General features: G+C 66.2%; 12 protein-coding genes and 1 pseudogene. 7 read left to right on the top strand and 6 right to left on the bottom strand.

All coding sequences use genetic code 11. From position 1 onward, the window contains the following. Window positions 1-87: 87 nt before the first annotated feature. Both VKK44_RS16875 and VKK44_RS16870 read right to left on the bottom strand, forming a co-directional pair. Window positions 88-384 (bottom strand): C40 family peptidase, encoded by a 297-nt coding sequence (locus VKK44_RS16875; RefSeq protein WP_343442051.1) that lies wholly within the window; start codon window positions 382-384, stop codon window positions 88-90. A gap of 246 nt (window positions 385-630) precedes the next feature. Continuing rightward, window positions 631-819, bottom strand: coding sequence for a hypothetical protein (locus tag VKK44_RS16870; RefSeq protein WP_343442050.1), 189 nt, complete (start codon window positions 817-819; stop codon window positions 631-633). Between the two features lie 362 nt (window positions 820-1,181). Between VKK44_RS16870 and VKK44_RS16865 the strand changes: the two genes are divergently transcribed. From VKK44_RS16865 to VKK44_RS16855, 3 genes are read left to right on the top strand one after another with little or no spacing between them, the layout of a single operon-like run. Next, window positions 1,182-2,426, top strand: coding sequence for an IS701 family transposase (locus VKK44_RS16865; protein ID WP_343447794.1), 1,245 nt, complete (start codon window positions 1,182-1,184; stop codon window positions 2,424-2,426). A 37-nt stretch (window positions 2,427-2,463) separates the two neighbouring features. Then, window positions 2,464-8,712 (top strand): hypothetical protein, encoded by a 6,249-nt coding sequence (locus VKK44_RS16860; RefSeq protein WP_343442049.1) that lies wholly within the window; start codon window positions 2,464-2,466, stop codon window positions 8,710-8,712. Beyond that, a complete protein-coding gene (locus VKK44_RS16855) occupies window positions 8,633-9,382 on the top strand; it encodes a hypothetical protein (protein ID WP_343442048.1) in 750 nt (249 codons plus the stop codon). The genes VKK44_RS16860 and VKK44_RS16855 overlap by 80 nt, the downstream gene beginning before the upstream one ends. 161 nt (window positions 9,383-9,543) lie before the next feature. Here VKK44_RS16855 and VKK44_RS16850 read toward each other — a convergent pair. After that, window positions 9,544-10,449 (bottom strand): annotated as a pseudogene (locus VKK44_RS16850) (IS5 family transposase). Here VKK44_RS16850 and VKK44_RS16845 point away from each other — a divergent pair. From VKK44_RS16845 to VKK44_RS16835, 3 genes are all read left to right on the top strand, one after another. After that, a complete protein-coding gene (locus VKK44_RS16845) occupies window positions 10,420-10,845 on the top strand; it encodes a DUF2750 domain-containing protein (RefSeq protein ID WP_343442047.1) in 426 nt (141 codons plus the stop codon). The pseudogene VKK44_RS16850 and the gene VKK44_RS16845 overlap by 30 nt on opposite strands. Beyond that, the gene (locus VKK44_RS16840; RefSeq protein WP_343442046.1) at window positions 10,845-11,201 is read left to right on the top strand and encodes a tyrosine-type recombinase/integrase; all 357 of its coding nucleotides are present in this window, start codon (window positions 10,845-10,847) and stop codon (window positions 11,199-11,201) included. The genes VKK44_RS16845 and VKK44_RS16840 overlap by 1 nt, the downstream gene beginning before the upstream one ends. A 704-nt stretch (window positions 11,202-11,905) precedes the next feature. Continuing rightward, complete coding sequence (locus VKK44_RS16835) at window positions 11,906-12,814, top strand: ankyrin repeat domain-containing protein (protein ID WP_343442045.1); 909 nt, start codon at window positions 11,906-11,908, stop codon at window positions 12,812-12,814. Between the two features lie 117 nt (window positions 12,815-12,931). Here VKK44_RS16835 and VKK44_RS16830 read toward each other — a convergent pair whose 3' ends face one another. Further along, window positions 12,932-13,717, bottom strand: coding sequence for a DUF6928 family protein (locus VKK44_RS16830; RefSeq protein WP_343442044.1), 786 nt, complete (start codon window positions 13,715-13,717; stop codon window positions 12,932-12,934). A gap of 316 nt (window positions 13,718-14,033) precedes the next feature. Between VKK44_RS16830 and VKK44_RS16825 the strand changes: the two genes are divergently transcribed. Next, window positions 14,034-14,414, top strand: coding sequence for a DUF2750 domain-containing protein (locus tag VKK44_RS16825; RefSeq protein ID WP_343442043.1), 381 nt, complete (start codon window positions 14,034-14,036; stop codon window positions 14,412-14,414). 28 nt (window positions 14,415-14,442) lie between these two features. Here VKK44_RS16825 and VKK44_RS16820 read toward each other — a convergent pair whose 3' ends face one another. After that, the gene (locus VKK44_RS16820; RefSeq protein WP_343442042.1) at window positions 14,443-14,754 is read right to left on the bottom strand and encodes a hypothetical protein; all 312 of its coding nucleotides are present in this window, start codon (window positions 14,752-14,754) and stop codon (window positions 14,443-14,445) included. Between the two features lie 60 nt (window positions 14,755-14,814). Beyond that, window positions 14,815-15,690, bottom strand: a complete 876-nt coding sequence (locus VKK44_RS16815) for an IS5 family transposase (RefSeq protein WP_343447796.1) — start codon at window positions 15,688-15,690, stop codon at window positions 14,815-14,817. Window positions 15,691-15,764: the final 74 nt, after the last annotated feature.

Genomic DNA, 15,764 nt, shown 5'->3' with positions numbered 1-15,764 from the left:
GCGAGCCACTCTTCGAGGCCGACTGTTGAGCCCACGGGAGAGCCAGGATGCCTGACCACCGGTACCCGAAGGCATCGACTGCATCCTTCAAGCAGGCCTCTCGACGATCCGTCGGATCATGGCGATCTGGCCATTCCAGCTGCTCAGTCGAGTGATCTTGACGGCGTCGCCGGTCTGCGGAGCTTGGATGATGAGTCCTTCGCCGACGTACATGCCTACGTGGCGTGGGTGGGCGGAGGTGCCGTTGCTGCCGGGGACCAGGATGAGGTCGCCGGGTAGCAGGCGCGTCGGGCTGGCTACTGGTGTTCCGGCGTTGGCCTGGTCGGTGGTGGTGCGGGGGATGGGGATGCCGGCTGCTCGGTAGGCCGCGACGAATCCGTCCACTGCGGTCAGCCTCCTCCAACACCGTCCGCGTCGCGGCTGGCATCCGCTTGACCAGAGCGTGCACGTTGTCCATGTCGAGGAAGAACTCCGCCACCGCCTCCAGCAAGTCCGCCTTGCGGCCCTTCGTGGGCAGCCCCAGGTTGCGTGCCACGACCTTCAGATCATCGACGTTCAACACGGCGGCGAGCTGCCCAGCGGCCGGGCCAACACCCAGCGGACGGGCGAAGACCTCCCGCAGGACGCCGCTCACCGTGAGCCGGCCCGCAGCCGCGCGACAAGCGCCGCATCGGCTGCACGCTGCAGGTACGGCGTCGCGTCGGCGCCGACCAACGCCGACACCCCCACCTCGGTGACCAGGCCACCCAACGCCAGAGCCGCCTCCAACACCTGAAGGGTCGGAAGGTCAAGGCCAGCAAGCTGATCGTACGGATTCACGGCGGCGCTCCCAGACACACGGCGACGCCCTGAATCCCACCCCACGAAACCGTCTCCGCGTGACGCGACCCGCCAGTCGGCAGAACCTGAGGCCGGCGACTTGGCCGCCGTCGGTGGCCCTGAAACGCCCGTGGTTCCTACCCCTGAGGGCTGGTCGTGGTCGTGGCGGCGGTTATGTCGGCGGCTTGGCCTAGTACTCCAGCCGGGGATGTTGACCTCGGCTGAGCTGCGGTTTGGTGCGGTGGGGGTACGAGGACAGCCACCGTCGATCATGGACGGTTGTGTGGACTGACCATGACGCAGCGGTGGCTGCCGGATACAGGGTAGACGCCCAGCGGTGGCGGGTGTTGTTCGACGAGCTGATGTTGACGGTCGGGCGGCGTTTCCGCAGGCCCGAGCCGCGCCGCCGGGTTCGTGACTTCGTCCGAGGGCTGTTGGCGCCGCTACCGCGGAAGAACTGCTGGAGCATCGCTGAGCACGCCGGGGACGCCAGCCCGGACGGGATGCAGGACCTGCTGACCCGGGTGACGTGGGACGACGCTGAGGTTCGTGCCGATGTCCGCGAGTTCGTCGGTGAGCATCTCGGTGATGTCGAGGCCGTGCTGGTCATCGACGAGACGGGTGATCTGAAGAAGGGCCGGCACACCGTCGGGGTACAGCGGCAGTACTCGGGCACGGCCGGGAAGATCGAGAACTGTCAGCTCGCCGTGCACCTGGTCTATGCCACCGAGGCTGGGCACGCGATGCTCGACACGGCCCTCTACCTGCCGAAGTCGTGGTGCGACGACCCTGATCGCCGCGCCGAGGCCGGTGTCCCTGAGCAGGTGCGCTTCGCGACCAAACCGCAGTTGGCGTCCCGCATGATCGCCGCCGCGGTCACCGCTGGGCTGCCGTGCCGGTGGGCGACCGGCGACGAGGCCTACGGCAGCGATCCGCGGCTGGCCGCCCGGCTGCGTCAGCTACGACTGGGCTACGTCCTGGCCGTGGCCTGCTCACATCAGGTGATCACCGGCCTGGGCATCTACCGCGTCGACGGCCTCGCCGCCGAGCTTCCCGACACCGCCTGGCAACGGCTCTCCGCCGGTCGAGGCGCGAAGGGCCACCGCTACTACGACTGGTCCTTCGTCGCCCTGCCCCACGCCACCGACGCCCACGGCGGGCACCACTGGCTGCTGATCCGCCGCAGCCGCCGCACCGGTGAACTGGCCTTCTACCGCTGCTGGTCACCCGAGGTCGTCTCCCTCGGCACTCTCGTCGCGGTCGCCGGCCGGCGCTGGAAGATCGAGGAGTCGTTCCAGGCCGCGAAGACTGGCCTCGGCCTCGACCAGCACCAACACCGCCGCTGGACCTCCTGGCACCGCTGGAGCACCCTGGCGATCCTCGCCCACGCGTTCCTCGCCGCCGCGACCACCGAGCACCGCCACCGCTACCAGCCGGTCGGGCTCATCCCCCTGACTGTCAACGAGCTACGCCACCTGTTCCACGTCCTGATCATCGAACCCACCCGCCGACTCTGCGACCCGCTGCTCTGGTCAATCCGCCGACGCCGCCACCAAGCCCGCGCCATGAACAGCCACTACGCCCGACAAGCCCTCATCGAGCCGTGATCACGATCCCCGGCTGGAGTACTAGGCTGAGACGACCATGGCGAAGACAGACCTGCTGCGCACGAGCCGCGATGGCGACCAGTTCCATTACCACTGGGCGGCGCGTCGGTGTTTAGCGCTCTTGCCGCCGATGGCTCCGCTGACCGCCGTGGCTATCGAAGGGGCGTCGGCGGAGGAGTTCACTGGCGACGACGGTATCGTCGCAGGTGAGCAGGTTATCGACATTGCGGAGTACTTCGGGTCTGAGCAGCTTCTGGACGCCGACCGTGTGGTGTACCGGCAGTTGAAGCACTCCACTGTCCGAGACGGCGAAGCATGGACGATGTCTGAGCTCAAAGGGACGCTGAGCGGCTTTGCCGAGCGGTTCACGAAGCTGCGGGAAACGGACGCCTCGCTGCTGGACAAGATCAGTTTCCGGCTCGTGTCTAATCGGCCTGTGGGCGAGAAGGTCAGCCAGACGTTGGAAGATCTCTCGGCTGGCAGTGCGCCGCGGCACAAGTCCCAGATGACACTGCTGCGAGGTTACCTCGGGATCGACGACGACGCGGTTGCTGGGGAGTTCTGCCGCTTGGTTGACCTTGGCAGTCCTGAGCTGGGGCTGGCGGCGTTGAGCTTGGATTTCGAGCGGAGGGTTGGTGACTACCTGCCGGGAGCGCGTGGTGATGCGCCGCTTCGCCTTAAAGAGATCGTGTCGCGGCGGGCTACATCGCTGGAGGGTTTTAACTCCATCCGGCGATCAGACGTACTGGTAGCGCTTGGCACGAGTGAGGACCAGCTCATGCCGGCCCCTTCCCGTCTGGCGCCGGTCGCGAACCGCCTCGATCGAAAGCAGTTCCGCGACATCGCCGATCAGATCGTGGGTGCTCAGGGACCGATTGTCGTACATGCGGTCGGCGGGGTCGGTAAGTCCGTGCTGGCTGAGTCGCTTGAAAGGCTTCTTCCTGACGGGTCTGAATGCGTCACGTATGACTGCTTCGGCGCGGGCGGTTATCGTCTGATCAGCGAGCTGCGGCACGAGCACCGGCAGGTGGTGCTGCAGATCGCGAACGAACTCGCCGCTCGTGGGCTCTGTCAGCCGTTGGTGCCTTCGGCCAGCGCCACCGCAGCGGACTACATGCGCGCTTTCCTTGACCGGGTAGCTTCCAGCGCATTCGTGATGGGGGCGAGGTGCCCCGATGCGCTGCTTGTCATCGCGGTGGACGCGGCGGACAATGCCGTTACTGCGGCGCGGGAGTTCGGACATCGTTCGTTCGTGCCTGACCTGTTGCGGGAGAACTTGCCGGCCAATGTGCGATTGGTGATGTTTGCGCGCACCGAGCGAGTCGCGTCGCTGGGGGTGCCGTCAGGCACGCTGCGCATCGAGTTGCGTGGGTTCAACCTGGAAGAAAGCGGTGCCCACATGCGGGCCCGGTTTGCGGACGCGGCAGATGCTGACGTGGCGGAGTTTCACCACCGCACCTTTGGCAATCCGCGCGTGCAGGCCACGGCGCTGGCCGACAAGTCCAGCGCCGTGGCCTGCCTGCGGTCCCTTGCCCTGGCTGGGGTGCCGGACGCGGCCGGGGTGCTTGATGCGGTGATCGCGAGATCGGTCGGGAAGGTCCGCGACGAGCGGAAGATGACAACCGTTGAGGTCGACGGCATCTGCGAGGCACTGGCCGCGCTGCGGCCTCGGGTGCCGGTGCAGGTCATTGCCGAGTTGTGTGATATGCCGAGCGAAGCGGTCCACAGCTTTGTCAGTGATCTCGGACGGCCGTTGCTGATCGAGGGCGGCTGTGTGCAGTTTCGCGACGAGCCGACCGAGACGTGGTTCCGGGGAAACCACCGACCAGCAGGTCGCCGGCTCGACGGATTTCTCGAGCGGCTTCGGCCACTCGCCGACCGGCATGCTTATGCGGCGGCGTCGTTGCCGCAGTTGCTGTGGGAGGCCGGACGTCTGGTCGATCTTGTTGATCTGGCGGTGGACGGTGCGGCCCTGCCCGCGTTGAGCCCGCTTGAGCGGGCCGAAATTGAGCAGCAGCGGATTCAATTCGCGCTCAAGGCGGCGATGAAGCAGAAGGCTCGGTCGGCGGCGGTGCGGCTGGCACTGAAGGCGGGCTCGCTGTCCCTGGGCCACACACGACGCCGCGAGCTGATTAAGGCGAACACACATCTGGCCGGTGACCTGCTCGACGCGCAGTCACTGGACGAGCTGGTCGCGCGGGGGCCTCTTGGCGAGGACTGGCCGGGTTCGAACCTGGCCTACGAGGGCTGCCTTCTGTCGTCTGCCGGTCAGCGTGATCTTGCGCGTAGCCGCCTGCGTAGCGCCATGGAATGGATCGACGGGTGGTCGAGGCTGCCTGAGTCGCTAAGTCGACAGCACCGGCTGGGCGGGTCCGACCTCGCGCAGGTTGCGCTGGGCCTGGTGAACACTGATGGGATTGAGGCCGCAGTCGCCTATCTCGCCGGCTGGCAACCTGCGGAGGTCGTCTACCGGGCTGGACGTATCGTGACGGCCGGTCTCATCGAGACCGGCCGTGTCGAGCAGATGGCCGATCTGATCGTGGCCGCCGAGCACAGCATGCCCATCCAGTTCGCCGCCCTCAGCCAAGCCGGAAAGTTCGATCTGCCCTTGGACGCCTCGGCTGCGCAGGCAGCGCTGGCGATGTTCGACGGGCATTCCGGGCGTATCGGCGTGGCTGACGGCGCGGACCCCTTCGGCAGCGATTTCGATGCCCTGTGGGCCGCCATCGCTTTAGTGACGGCTGCGGCGTCCCATGGCGTCGCCGAGCCGGCGAAGCTGGGGAAGATCTTGAGTCCCTACCTGCCGAGCGTGCCACCCAAAGGAATTGGGGCGACACACGGGACGTCGCTGGACGTGCTGCTGAAGGCATACGCGCTCAAGGCACGTATCGATGGCTGCGAGCTCACCGATCGGGATCTCGCCCACCCCGACCTGCTCAAGGAGCTCGACAAGCAGAATTACTCAAGCTCCCGTGACCTTGAGGAGTTCAAGCGCAACATCACGCCGTCGTTGCCATGGGCGAGTCTGTGGGCACGCGTCGCCTGTTCGCCCGACGACGTCGAGGAGGAACTCGAACAGCTTGCCGCGAGCACCTACAGCCGTAGTGTCAGCGACTATCAGACACCGCGTCTGATGCTGGCGTCAGTGGCACGGCTGTCGGCGCAGATCCTCAGCCGCCGTCAACACCCCGCCTTGATCACGAAGTACGGTGTCTGGCTGGAGACCGTCTGGGGCTACATGTTCTGGCCGACGCTGATCGACGTCGTCCGGCACAGCGCCCTGTCACGGCACATGGACGACGTCATCTTCGCCGTCGCAGGCCGGTTGGACGAGCAGGTCACCCGGGCACACGTCGCCGCCAGCGAGAAGATCGACATGTTTGCCGCACTCGCCAAAGCGATCCGTCCGGCCATGCGCGGCGAGGCGAAGGCCTACTTCGGTCGTGCGGTGGACACCGCCGACAAGATCGGCGACGACATCATGGACCGCTGGGCGGGGATCAACGCACTCGCGCGGCGCGCCGGTGAGCTCGGGGAAGACCTTGAACGGGCCTACCGAGTCGCCAGAACATTCGAGGCGCTCAGCCCTTACCTGGAAGACGCCGCCGACCACGCTCAATGCATCCAGACGGTATCGGGGTTCAGCCATCGGTCTGCGGTAGCGATCGCCGCCCGATGGCGCAGCCGCAACTTCGGATACGCTGATCTGGTACTACGGCAACTGCTGCAGCCAGGTCAAGGCCTCGCCGAGCAGGCCCCGCTGGCGGGCCTAGCCCTACTGCCCCTCGCCGAGACGTCCGATGTCCGCGCGGCTCTGCAGACCGCACTGGAATCAGGGTCGGCCCACCCGCAGTTGCTCTTCGACGCCGCAGGCGAATATGACCGCGTCGACTGGCATCCCGTCGACTACTTCGAGCACCTGGACGAACTTGCCGGACGGCACACCGTAGACCTGTCCGGCACCGTCTACGCGCGAGACGCCCGCAAAGACCGAGCCGTCGACAACTGCACCGCGACCCACCGGCACGGCATGTCGTGGGACGTCTCCCATTCCACCTGGGAAACGCGAAGAGCTCCCGACCTGGCAGAACTGGCCGCGATCGCCGTGACCTGCGCTGCAGGGCTTGAGCAGGCCCGCCGCCTGTGCTTAGACCGCCACCGGAACCTCAACATCGACGACCTCATTGACGCGGTGCTCGCCACCGCGTCACGCAACCTGCACGAGGCCATTACGACCTTCGCGCTGAACCCCCACCTGGAGGCGTACGCACACGGCAAGCTGCTGGAAAAGCTCGAGCAAGCCACCGGCCTGCCCCGTGCGGCGAGAGACGCCGCCCGTGCCCTGGCCACAGCTGCGGTCAGCCGGTTCTGCGGCGAGATCGTGACACGCAGGTACCGGTCCTTGTCCATCAAAATGCTGAGCCGTGTCACTGGGCAGCCGCCGCAGGACCTGTACGACACGGCGCTGGCGGAACTCGGCGCACGAAACGACCTGCTCGACTCAGAGTCCTGCTTCGCTTTGGTCGGCAACACCGCGAAATGGCTGCCACCCGCCGACGCGCGAGACGCCTTCGACCAAGCCGCAGACGAGCTCGACTACCTCATCGATCCCGAGACCGCCGACGGCCCATGGATGCCTGGGCTGACTCCTCCAGAGGATTTGCGCGTCTGCGCCGCCGGGTACGTGTGGTCGGCGTTGGCTGACCCCGACGACCGGACCCGTTGGCTGGCCGCCCATGTGGTCCACCTGCTCGGCCGGCTCGGTGCCAAGGCAGAACTCGATGCCCTCGCCGAGCTCGCCGACGCCGCGCCTCCGCAGCCGTTCGCTGACAGCCGCGTGGCCTTCTACGACCAGCATGCCCAGTTGTGGCTGTTCATGGGCCTGGAACGGGTCGTCATCGACAACCCAGCGAGCCTACGACCCTTCGAGGCGCAGCTACGGCGGATGGCACTCGGCACGCACACCCACGTGCTGATGCGAGAGAGCGCATGCCGATTACTGGAAGCGCTCGACCGCCACGGGCTAATCGACCTGGACAGCGATGAGCGCGCCCGTCTGGCGGCACGTAACAAGCCGATCAGCAAGGTCCCAGCAACCCGAACACGCCGCAAGTCTCTCGGCTCAAGGCCGCGCCGGCGGCAGGAAGGCGCTTACCGCTTTCACTTCGACTTCGAAGAGCACTGGATCGAGCCGCTCGCGCGCTGTTTCGCCATGGACCCCGCAGAAGTGGTACGCATGGCCGGCGACGTGATTACCACGCTGTGGGGGCTCGACGTTCGTGAGGGCCGCGTCGAGGACCTGCGCCAGAGTCGGGGACTCTTCGACCGACAGAAGACCCACTACTACAAGTACGACACTCCGACTGTTCACGATCTTGACTTCTATCTGAGCTTCCACGCGCTGATGACCGTTGCCGGTCATCTCATCGACACTAGACCCGCCCGCGACGACCCCGATAGCTTCGACAGCTTCCCCGACTGGCTTCAGCGATTCCGTCCGACGCGCCCGGACGGCCGCTGGCTCGCCGACCGCCGCGACCCGGTGCCCGCTGATCGAAGCACGCTGTCCGACGCGGCATACCGCGACGGCGCCTGGACACAGCCGGTCACGTCAGAAGACCTCACCGCCCAGATCTTCGAAGCGGACCCGGGAATGATCACCGTCTGGGAATGGTCCGAGCAGAACTACCACGACAGCACCGAGATCGTCATGGTGGAAAGCGCCCTCGTCGAGCCCGGCCGCTCCAGCCACCTCCTCGCCGCCTGGCAGGCGTCCGCCAGCAGCTACGACTTCAGGGTTCCGACCGCAGAAGACGACTGCGAGATCGATCTAGCCGGCTATCGCCTGCTCGGCTGGATCAAGCATACGGACCTGGTCGGCGGCCTCGACGAGCGTGATCCGCTGGCTGGCGGCGTCAAATACCCCGGCCCCAGGCCCTCGAACGAGGCCTGCGCCTGGCTGGATCTGAGCTCAGATGCCGACCAGAGGCTCTGGCATCGAGACGGTCAGGCCGTGATGCGCTCCTACGTGTGGCGCGATCTTGTAGATCGCGGCGCCAACCACACCACGGGCAGCCAAGGGCAGCGGCTCAGCGCGACAATCGACAGTCTGCGTCTTCTCACTGACGCCACGAACATGAACGTGATCTTCAAAGTGACTATCGAGCGGCGCAAACCCGCCGCCACGGGCGACAAGGCCGAATCAGATGACCCAGCAAGCAGATACACCGAACCCGATTTCAAAGTTGTCGTCTTCGACGGCCGCAGCGGGTTCGTCGAACTTTGACCAGATTCTCGCGCTCGGCAGGGAACTCGCGTCCATGCTGGACACCCATGACACCCTTGGCCGGTGGATGGCGCAGTACATCGCCGACCTGATAACCCGTGTGGAACATGCACCAGCGGGCCCCGAGCGTGAGGAGCTTCGCCGGGAGTGTGCCGGCGAGATCCTGCGACTGTGGAGCCATCGCCACACCATTAGTAGCGACGAGCGTCCAATGGCGACCTACGAGGCACTACACCGAGCCCTCGCCAGACTCGACCCCAAGGCACCGCCCTGGGCCTTCTACCGCAAATTCGATGCAGAGAACACGCCCACCCCCGAACAAGTCGCCTCCAACGCGCTGCTGTCCACGGCGCTGGCGGTGGAGAGCGCCGCACGCGACGTCGTTCGCTCTCTCGTCTACAGCGCCGCGCAGGTGGCGTCAACCAAGGAAGCCAGATGGGTGAGACTGGCCAGAAAGCTTCCCGACGACGAGTTCTCCTTCCTGAAGTCATTGGACGACCTGATGGAGTCGGGCGTACACGACAACGACGAGGAGGCCGGGGCTGACAGCGCCGCCCCTGACGCCCTGAAGCTCAGGGATCTCGAAAGACTGGCTGCGGAGTGCGAACGCGCGCAGTCCCTGCTCATGCAGTCCCGCGGCGACCAGAAAGAGACCGGTCAGGAGTTGTAGTTGTTGCCCTTCGATATCTAGAGCTCGGCTGGCTAGGGACACATGAAGTCGTTCTGTGTGCGGCTACGGTGTCGATCCCATGCCGATACGAATCCTGAAGTCCCCCGGCTTTCGTCAAGCGGTGGCTATTGCGTAGTCGGGGGAGCGGGCTAGGGCGTGTTTCAGAAGTGGGTGCGGAGCCAGGTGTTGATCGCGGCGATGGTGATGATGGCTTCGTAGCGGACGGCGAGTTTGTCGTAGCGGGTGGCCAGGGCAGGTTTTGTTTGAGCTGGTTTGATGCCGCACTCGACGGCGTGGCGTTGCTTGTAGATCTCGGGGTCGAAGGCCGGTGGGCGTCCGCCGTGTGAGCCTCGGGCAGCGCGGTTACGGGCCTGGTCTGCCTTGATCGGGATGGTGGCCTTGATGCCTCGGGCGCGTAGCCAGGCCCGGCTTGCCGCGCTGCTGTACGCCTTGTCGCCCAGGACCCGATCCGGTCGGGTCCTGGGCCGGCCACCCCCGAGACGAGGGACCCAGATGCGGTCCAGGACCGGGACGAAGCCGCGGTTGTCGCCGCGTTGCCCCACGGTCAGCAGCATCGCCAGCGGCCGGCTGCCCTGCTCACAGGCCAGGTGCAGCTTGGTGCTCAACCCTCCGTGCGACCGGCCGATCGCGTGATCGTCCGGCTCGACCTGCACACCACCGGGCGCCTCGACCTGAGCGTGACCGTCGCGGCGGGCCCCGGCGGCGTGCTGATGCGCCCGCATCACCGTGGAATCCACCGACACGTCCCACCCGATCCGCCCGGCAGCGTCCTGGCGGGCCAGCACCGCGGTGAACACCGCCTGCCACACCCAAGCCCGCTGCCACCGACGGAACAACCCATACACCGTCTGCCACAGCCCATACGCAGCCGGAACATCCCGCCACGGCGAACCGACGCGCATCCGTCACCGGATCCCGTCGATCAACTGCCGTCTACTGCACTTCGGCGGACGCCCCAACCGACGCCGACACGGCAGCAACGGCTCCAACACCGCCCACTGAGCGTCGGTCAGATCGTGGCGCCTCGTCACCGCCAAGGTGGCCACGAGGTCTCCGGTAAAGGGTTCTTCTTGGTCGTTGAACCACCTACCGGAGACCCTCGCCCCTTATCGATCACCGACACGCCGACGTCGGATCAGACGATCTCCACTTCTGAAACACGCCCTAACGCCGACAACCTGGGATCTGTGCTGCTAGCCTCACGGCTCGTGAGTCAGAGCGGTAGCCAGGCAGCGGCGTTCTTTCGCGAGGTTGCTGGCCACCGAACCGTCTGGTTTGTGCGCGACGCTCAGGGAAGTCCCGCTCCGAAGACCTCCAGCGGGGCACGAGCCATGCCGTATTGGTCGTCCCGGGCTCGTGCTCAGCGAGCGGCTGACATCTGGGGCAACGACTTGCGTCCTGTTTCCGTCTCTCTGCAGGTTTGGCGGAACAACGAATGCTAATGGCCCGCAAACTCACCGCCGCGGACAACCCCCACGACGCGATCTTCGCCTCCCGACGAGGCACCTGGCTCTCCCCCAACAACGTCCGCCGGCAGTGGCGCCAGGCCCGCGCCGAAGCCGACCTCGACTGGGTCACCCCGCACACCTTCCGAAAGACCGTCGCCACCCTCATCAAGGAGGAGACCGACACCAAGAGCGCGGCGGCGCAACTCGGGCACTCCAGCGAGGAGGTCACCGACACCTACTACATCGCCAAGCCGGTACAAGCCCCAGACGTGTCCGGCATCCTCGAACGGCTCGGCAGCCACCCGAGCAGCCACGGATCATCGACAGGCGAGAACGATGCACACCGATGACGAACTTGGTTGCCGCACCACGTAAACGGGGGGTTTTCGGGGGCGGTTCAAATCTCCATAGGAGAAAATCAAAGCCCTGACCAGTGTTCCCGCTGGTCAGGGCTTTTTCTTTGTCGGGACGGCCGGATTCGAACCGACGACCCCTTGACCCCCAGTAGTCCGGTGGCCCAGCGGCATGCTCACGCACGTTTGTCCAGGTCGCTGTAAGCATAAACCAGCCGAGTAAAGGAGTCGTCGCACCGCTCCCACCACGTTTGCCAGCTCCCCCGTCGACCGGTGGCTTGCGGAGGACGTTGAAGCCCTTCGACGCAAGTGGCATTGAGCTGGCTTGGCTCAGGTAATCGCCGCCGCGGGTGACTCCGACCAGGCCGAGAGGTAGCCGGGCTCCATCACCGACCCGCACGAGAGGCGCGAGCGCGGGTGGCGGTGGCTGAGGCGATCACTGCCGATCGGTCGATCCGCGCGCGGCAGTCTGAAGGCGCACTCGGCGCGGCCGGCGCGTTTTGGCTCGATTCACTTTTGCCCTTGCTCTGCTGGAGCTATCCGCAATCTCCCGCGAGTTGTGTCGTATGCGTCGTTTAGCGTCGCGTCGTTGCTAGGCGACGGGAGGGCTGGTCATGACGGGGTGGGATGGAGTGCCGTTGTGGGCTGCTGGTTGCGAGGATGAGGTGCGGGCTCGTCTGGCAGCGGGAGTTGACCCCTGCATGCCGCTCGGGCATGACTCGGCCCTGCACGTCGCGGCTCAGCACTCGTCGCCCGCAGTCGTGGCGGCGATGGCCGCGGCGGCAGCCGATGTGGACGTCATGTCTGACGGCCGGTCCCCGCTGTGGCTGGCGGTCTACTCACGGCGGCACGACAACGCCCGGGTGCTCGCAGCCGCTGGTGCAGACCCGTGGCAGTCGATGATGGCCGGTTGGTCACCCGGCCGGCTGAGCCTCGCAGGCCCCGAACCCGACCTGTTCGGCACCGCGCCTGCCGGTGTCGAACTGGCCCCAGCCGAGCGGGATGCCGTCGTGTTGGCCGGTGAGCTTGGCGAACGGTTGCAGGTCCACTACTACGACGGGACCGGGCTTCTCTGCGTCGCCGGGATCGACGCGAGCGAGGCGATCCGGCGGCTCGACGGCACCCCGATGACCGAAGACGAACTGCTCGCCCACTACGACGTCGACAAGGATCCCGAACCAGGCGACGACGGTGACTGGGGTTGGCTTCCGGAGATGGACGATCTGCTGCTCGTCGGCGTCACCGACGTGCCCGGGGGCTGCGTGATCACTCAGCCGTGGGGATACCAGCCTCAGACACCCCTGGTCGGTCGGCTGCTATCCGCCGGCACCGTCGCCTACGGCTTGTACGCGAACCCGAAAAGCGGGAACCAGGGCAGCATTCACCGCGACGGGCAGACGATCGGCTGGGACCTGCACCCCGGCGGTGCCGCGTGGAGCACAGACACCAGCCAGGTGGTTCTGCTCAGCTACCTCTACCGGCTGCAGGCCCCCGCATACACGTGCGGGTTCGTGGGCCTGCGCCCTGCCGACGCCCGATGCATCACCGGCCCACCCGACCAATGGGTATTACTGCCCGAGCGGGACTACTGGGCCAGCACAACGGCGTGATGACGTCTGCATCTGCTTGCCAGGCCGCTGGGCGACGACGTCCACACGCAGGAAGTGATGGAGGCCGTCGGAAGCTACGCCGCTGACGTCATGCGTGCCCGGACATCACTGTTGGGTTTACGAGTTCTCCGGAGCTGGACGGCCCGAGAACTCATCCCAGCTGATCTCGCGCATCCTCCCGTCCGGGCGCAGCCGGAACAACCGGGGCGGCCCCATGTCACGCAGCGCCTGCTTGTAGGCCGCCTCGCGTGCCGCCTGTTCGTCACCGGACGGATCAACGACGCGAAACTCGTACATGCGAACGGTGTGCGCCTCAATGTCGTCCGGCGCCGGGAAACCCTCGATGACGAAACCGAACAAAGCGCGCAGGGCTTCTTCGCCCAACTCCAACGGATGGAACGGCAGCGGATAAGGACCCTCGTCGGAGCATCCCGGGACCGGTTCGACCGGATGTTCACCAGCCCAGTACGGCCGCTCGAAGTCGAACGGCTCGCCGATGTTCTCCACGATCCCACCATCCGGCGACAGACTCAGGGAGCGAATTAGCCTCCCGTCCTCCCACACCGCGAAGCACAGCCAGTCAACGACCGAATGCATCCCATGCATGACGATCCGCCTGCCCGCGCCCGCTGCCAGCAGATGCGCGGGCAGCTCAGAGGGCCGCTCCAGAACCAGCCTGCGGTCACACAAGACCTCAGCACCCGGCAGCACCGTGGCACACGTAATGTCATCGGGCGGGTAACTCGCATCGAGAGAGCTGTCACCCACCAACGTCACGTCATACCCGGGCAAAGCTTCCCGCACGAGTACCTCGGCGTCCGCCGGAGCAGACGGCCTCGCATCCAGTAACGCCGACCGCAAGTCGCCATCAGCAAAAGCCAACAGCGCCGTCTTCGCGCCCATACCATCCCCCACACCCAGCGAATCCACATACTACAACCGGACATGATCATGATTCGGCCACCCGGGCCCCGACCCTTGATCCAGTTCCGAGATGACGGCTCCCAGCCGAACACCGGCGCTACACGGGGAGAGCATCACGGCTCCACGCGGCGCCATGCGCGGCAGATCCATGCGCCGGGAAGCCGCCCGGGCTGCGCCGCGAGACCCGGGCCGACGCCACCTCCGGTCAAAGCCGTTGCGCTGATGCTGAGGCGACACCGGTTCAGTGTCGCTACCGCTGACAGTCTGGAGATCTGTGCTGCTAGCCTCACCGCTCGTGAGCCAGAGCGGTAGTCAGGCAGCGGCGTTCTTCCGTGAGGTCGCTGGTCACCAAACCGTGTGGTTCGTGCGTGACGCCCAGGGAAGTCCCGCTCCAGAGATCTCCAGCGGCACCCGAGCCATGCCGTACTGGTCGTCCCAGGCTCGTGCTCAGCGAGCGGCCGACGTCTGGGGCAACGACCTGCGGCCTGTCCCCATTTCCCTGGAGGCGTGGCGCAAGGACGAGCTCCCGGAACTCGCCAATGAGGATTACCGGATAGGCATCAACTGGACCGGCCCCCGACTGGTGGGCTGGGATTTCACAGTATCCGAAGTGCTCATCCGTTTGGCTCACGCCCTGCGTGAAGGCCCGTACTCGGACGACAACACCGCCCACTAGGGCCTGTTTCAGAAGTACGGACTGAGGTTCAGGCTGGTCGGTTGGGGTAGTGGCGGCTGGCTAGCCAGATGGTGAGGGCTCTGGCGATGTGGCCGGGGTCGGTCTCGATGGTGAGGTCGTGGATCTGCTGGTGGGCGTCACGGCGTTCGACTTCGTAGGTGTCGTCGTCGAGCAGTGAGATCGAGGCGTACCAGGCTTGGTCGTCGTCGGCAGGGTTGATCGTGACGAAGGTGTTGTCAGCGTGGTTCAGCTCGTCGATGAGCATGAACAGGGCGTCTTCGGAGGGGTCGTCGATGTGGTCGCCGTCTTCGGTGTCGGCGTGGTGGTAGTCGGCGGCCATCCGGTGTCTCCCTGCTTTGCTGGTCAGCGGGCTCAGCTTCGCATGAGTGATGCTCGGTGGTCAGAGCCACTCGTTGATCGCGGCGACGTGCACGGCAGCTTCGAAGCGGACGGCGAGTTTGTCGTAGCGGGTGGCCACGGCCCGGTGGCGTTTGAGCCGGTTGATGCCGCACTCCACGGCGTGACGGGCCTTGTAGTCCTCGACGTCAAACACTGGTGGCCTGCCACCGGCTGCGCCGCGCTTCTTACGGTTGCGGGCCTGGTCGGCGGGCTCGGCGATGGTGGCCTTGATCCCGTGGCGGCGCAGATATTCACGGTTGGCCCGCGACGAGTACGCCTTGTCGCCGCGCACCCGAACCGGCCGCTGCCGTGGTCGGCCTGGTCCCAGCCGGGGCACTCGGATACCCCGCAGCACCGGCACGAACTGCGGCGAGTCCCCGCGCTGCCCGGCGGTGACCAGGATCGACAGCGGCTTCTGGCCCTGCTCACACGCCAGGTGGATCTTCGTGGTCAGGCCACCGCGGGAGCGGCCGAGTCCGTGATCGGCAGGCTCAGACACCACCCCACCGGCTGGCTCCCGCTGCGCGTCGACGTCGCGTCGGGCGCCGGCGGCGTGCTGATGAGCCCGGCAGATCGTCGAGTCGACGTTGACCTCCCAGCAGATCAAGCCGGCCGCGTCCGCCCTGGCCTGCAACGCGGTGAGGATCCGCGCCCACACCCCGGAGCGTTGCCACCGCCGGAACAGCCCATACACCGTCTGCCACGGTCCGTACTCCGGTGGCAGATCACGCCACGGACACCCCGTCCGCACCCGCCACCTGATCCCGTTGATTAATAGTCGACGCGACCAAACCGCTGGCCGCCCACGCCCCACCGACGCGGGCAGCAGCGGCTCCAACATCATCCACTGCTCGTCGGTCAGATCACCACGACCCACCACAAGATCATCGACGGAGACGAGCCCGTGGATCAACTTCTGAAACAGGCCCTAGTCGGTCGCTGACCGGGCGT

Source organism: Micromonospora sp. DSM 45708 (assembly GCF_039566955.1).
Taxonomy (GTDB): Bacteria; Actinomycetota; Actinomycetes; order Mycobacteriales; family Micromonosporaceae; genus Micromonospora.
This window is presented reverse-complemented; position numbering and strand designations above follow the sequence as displayed.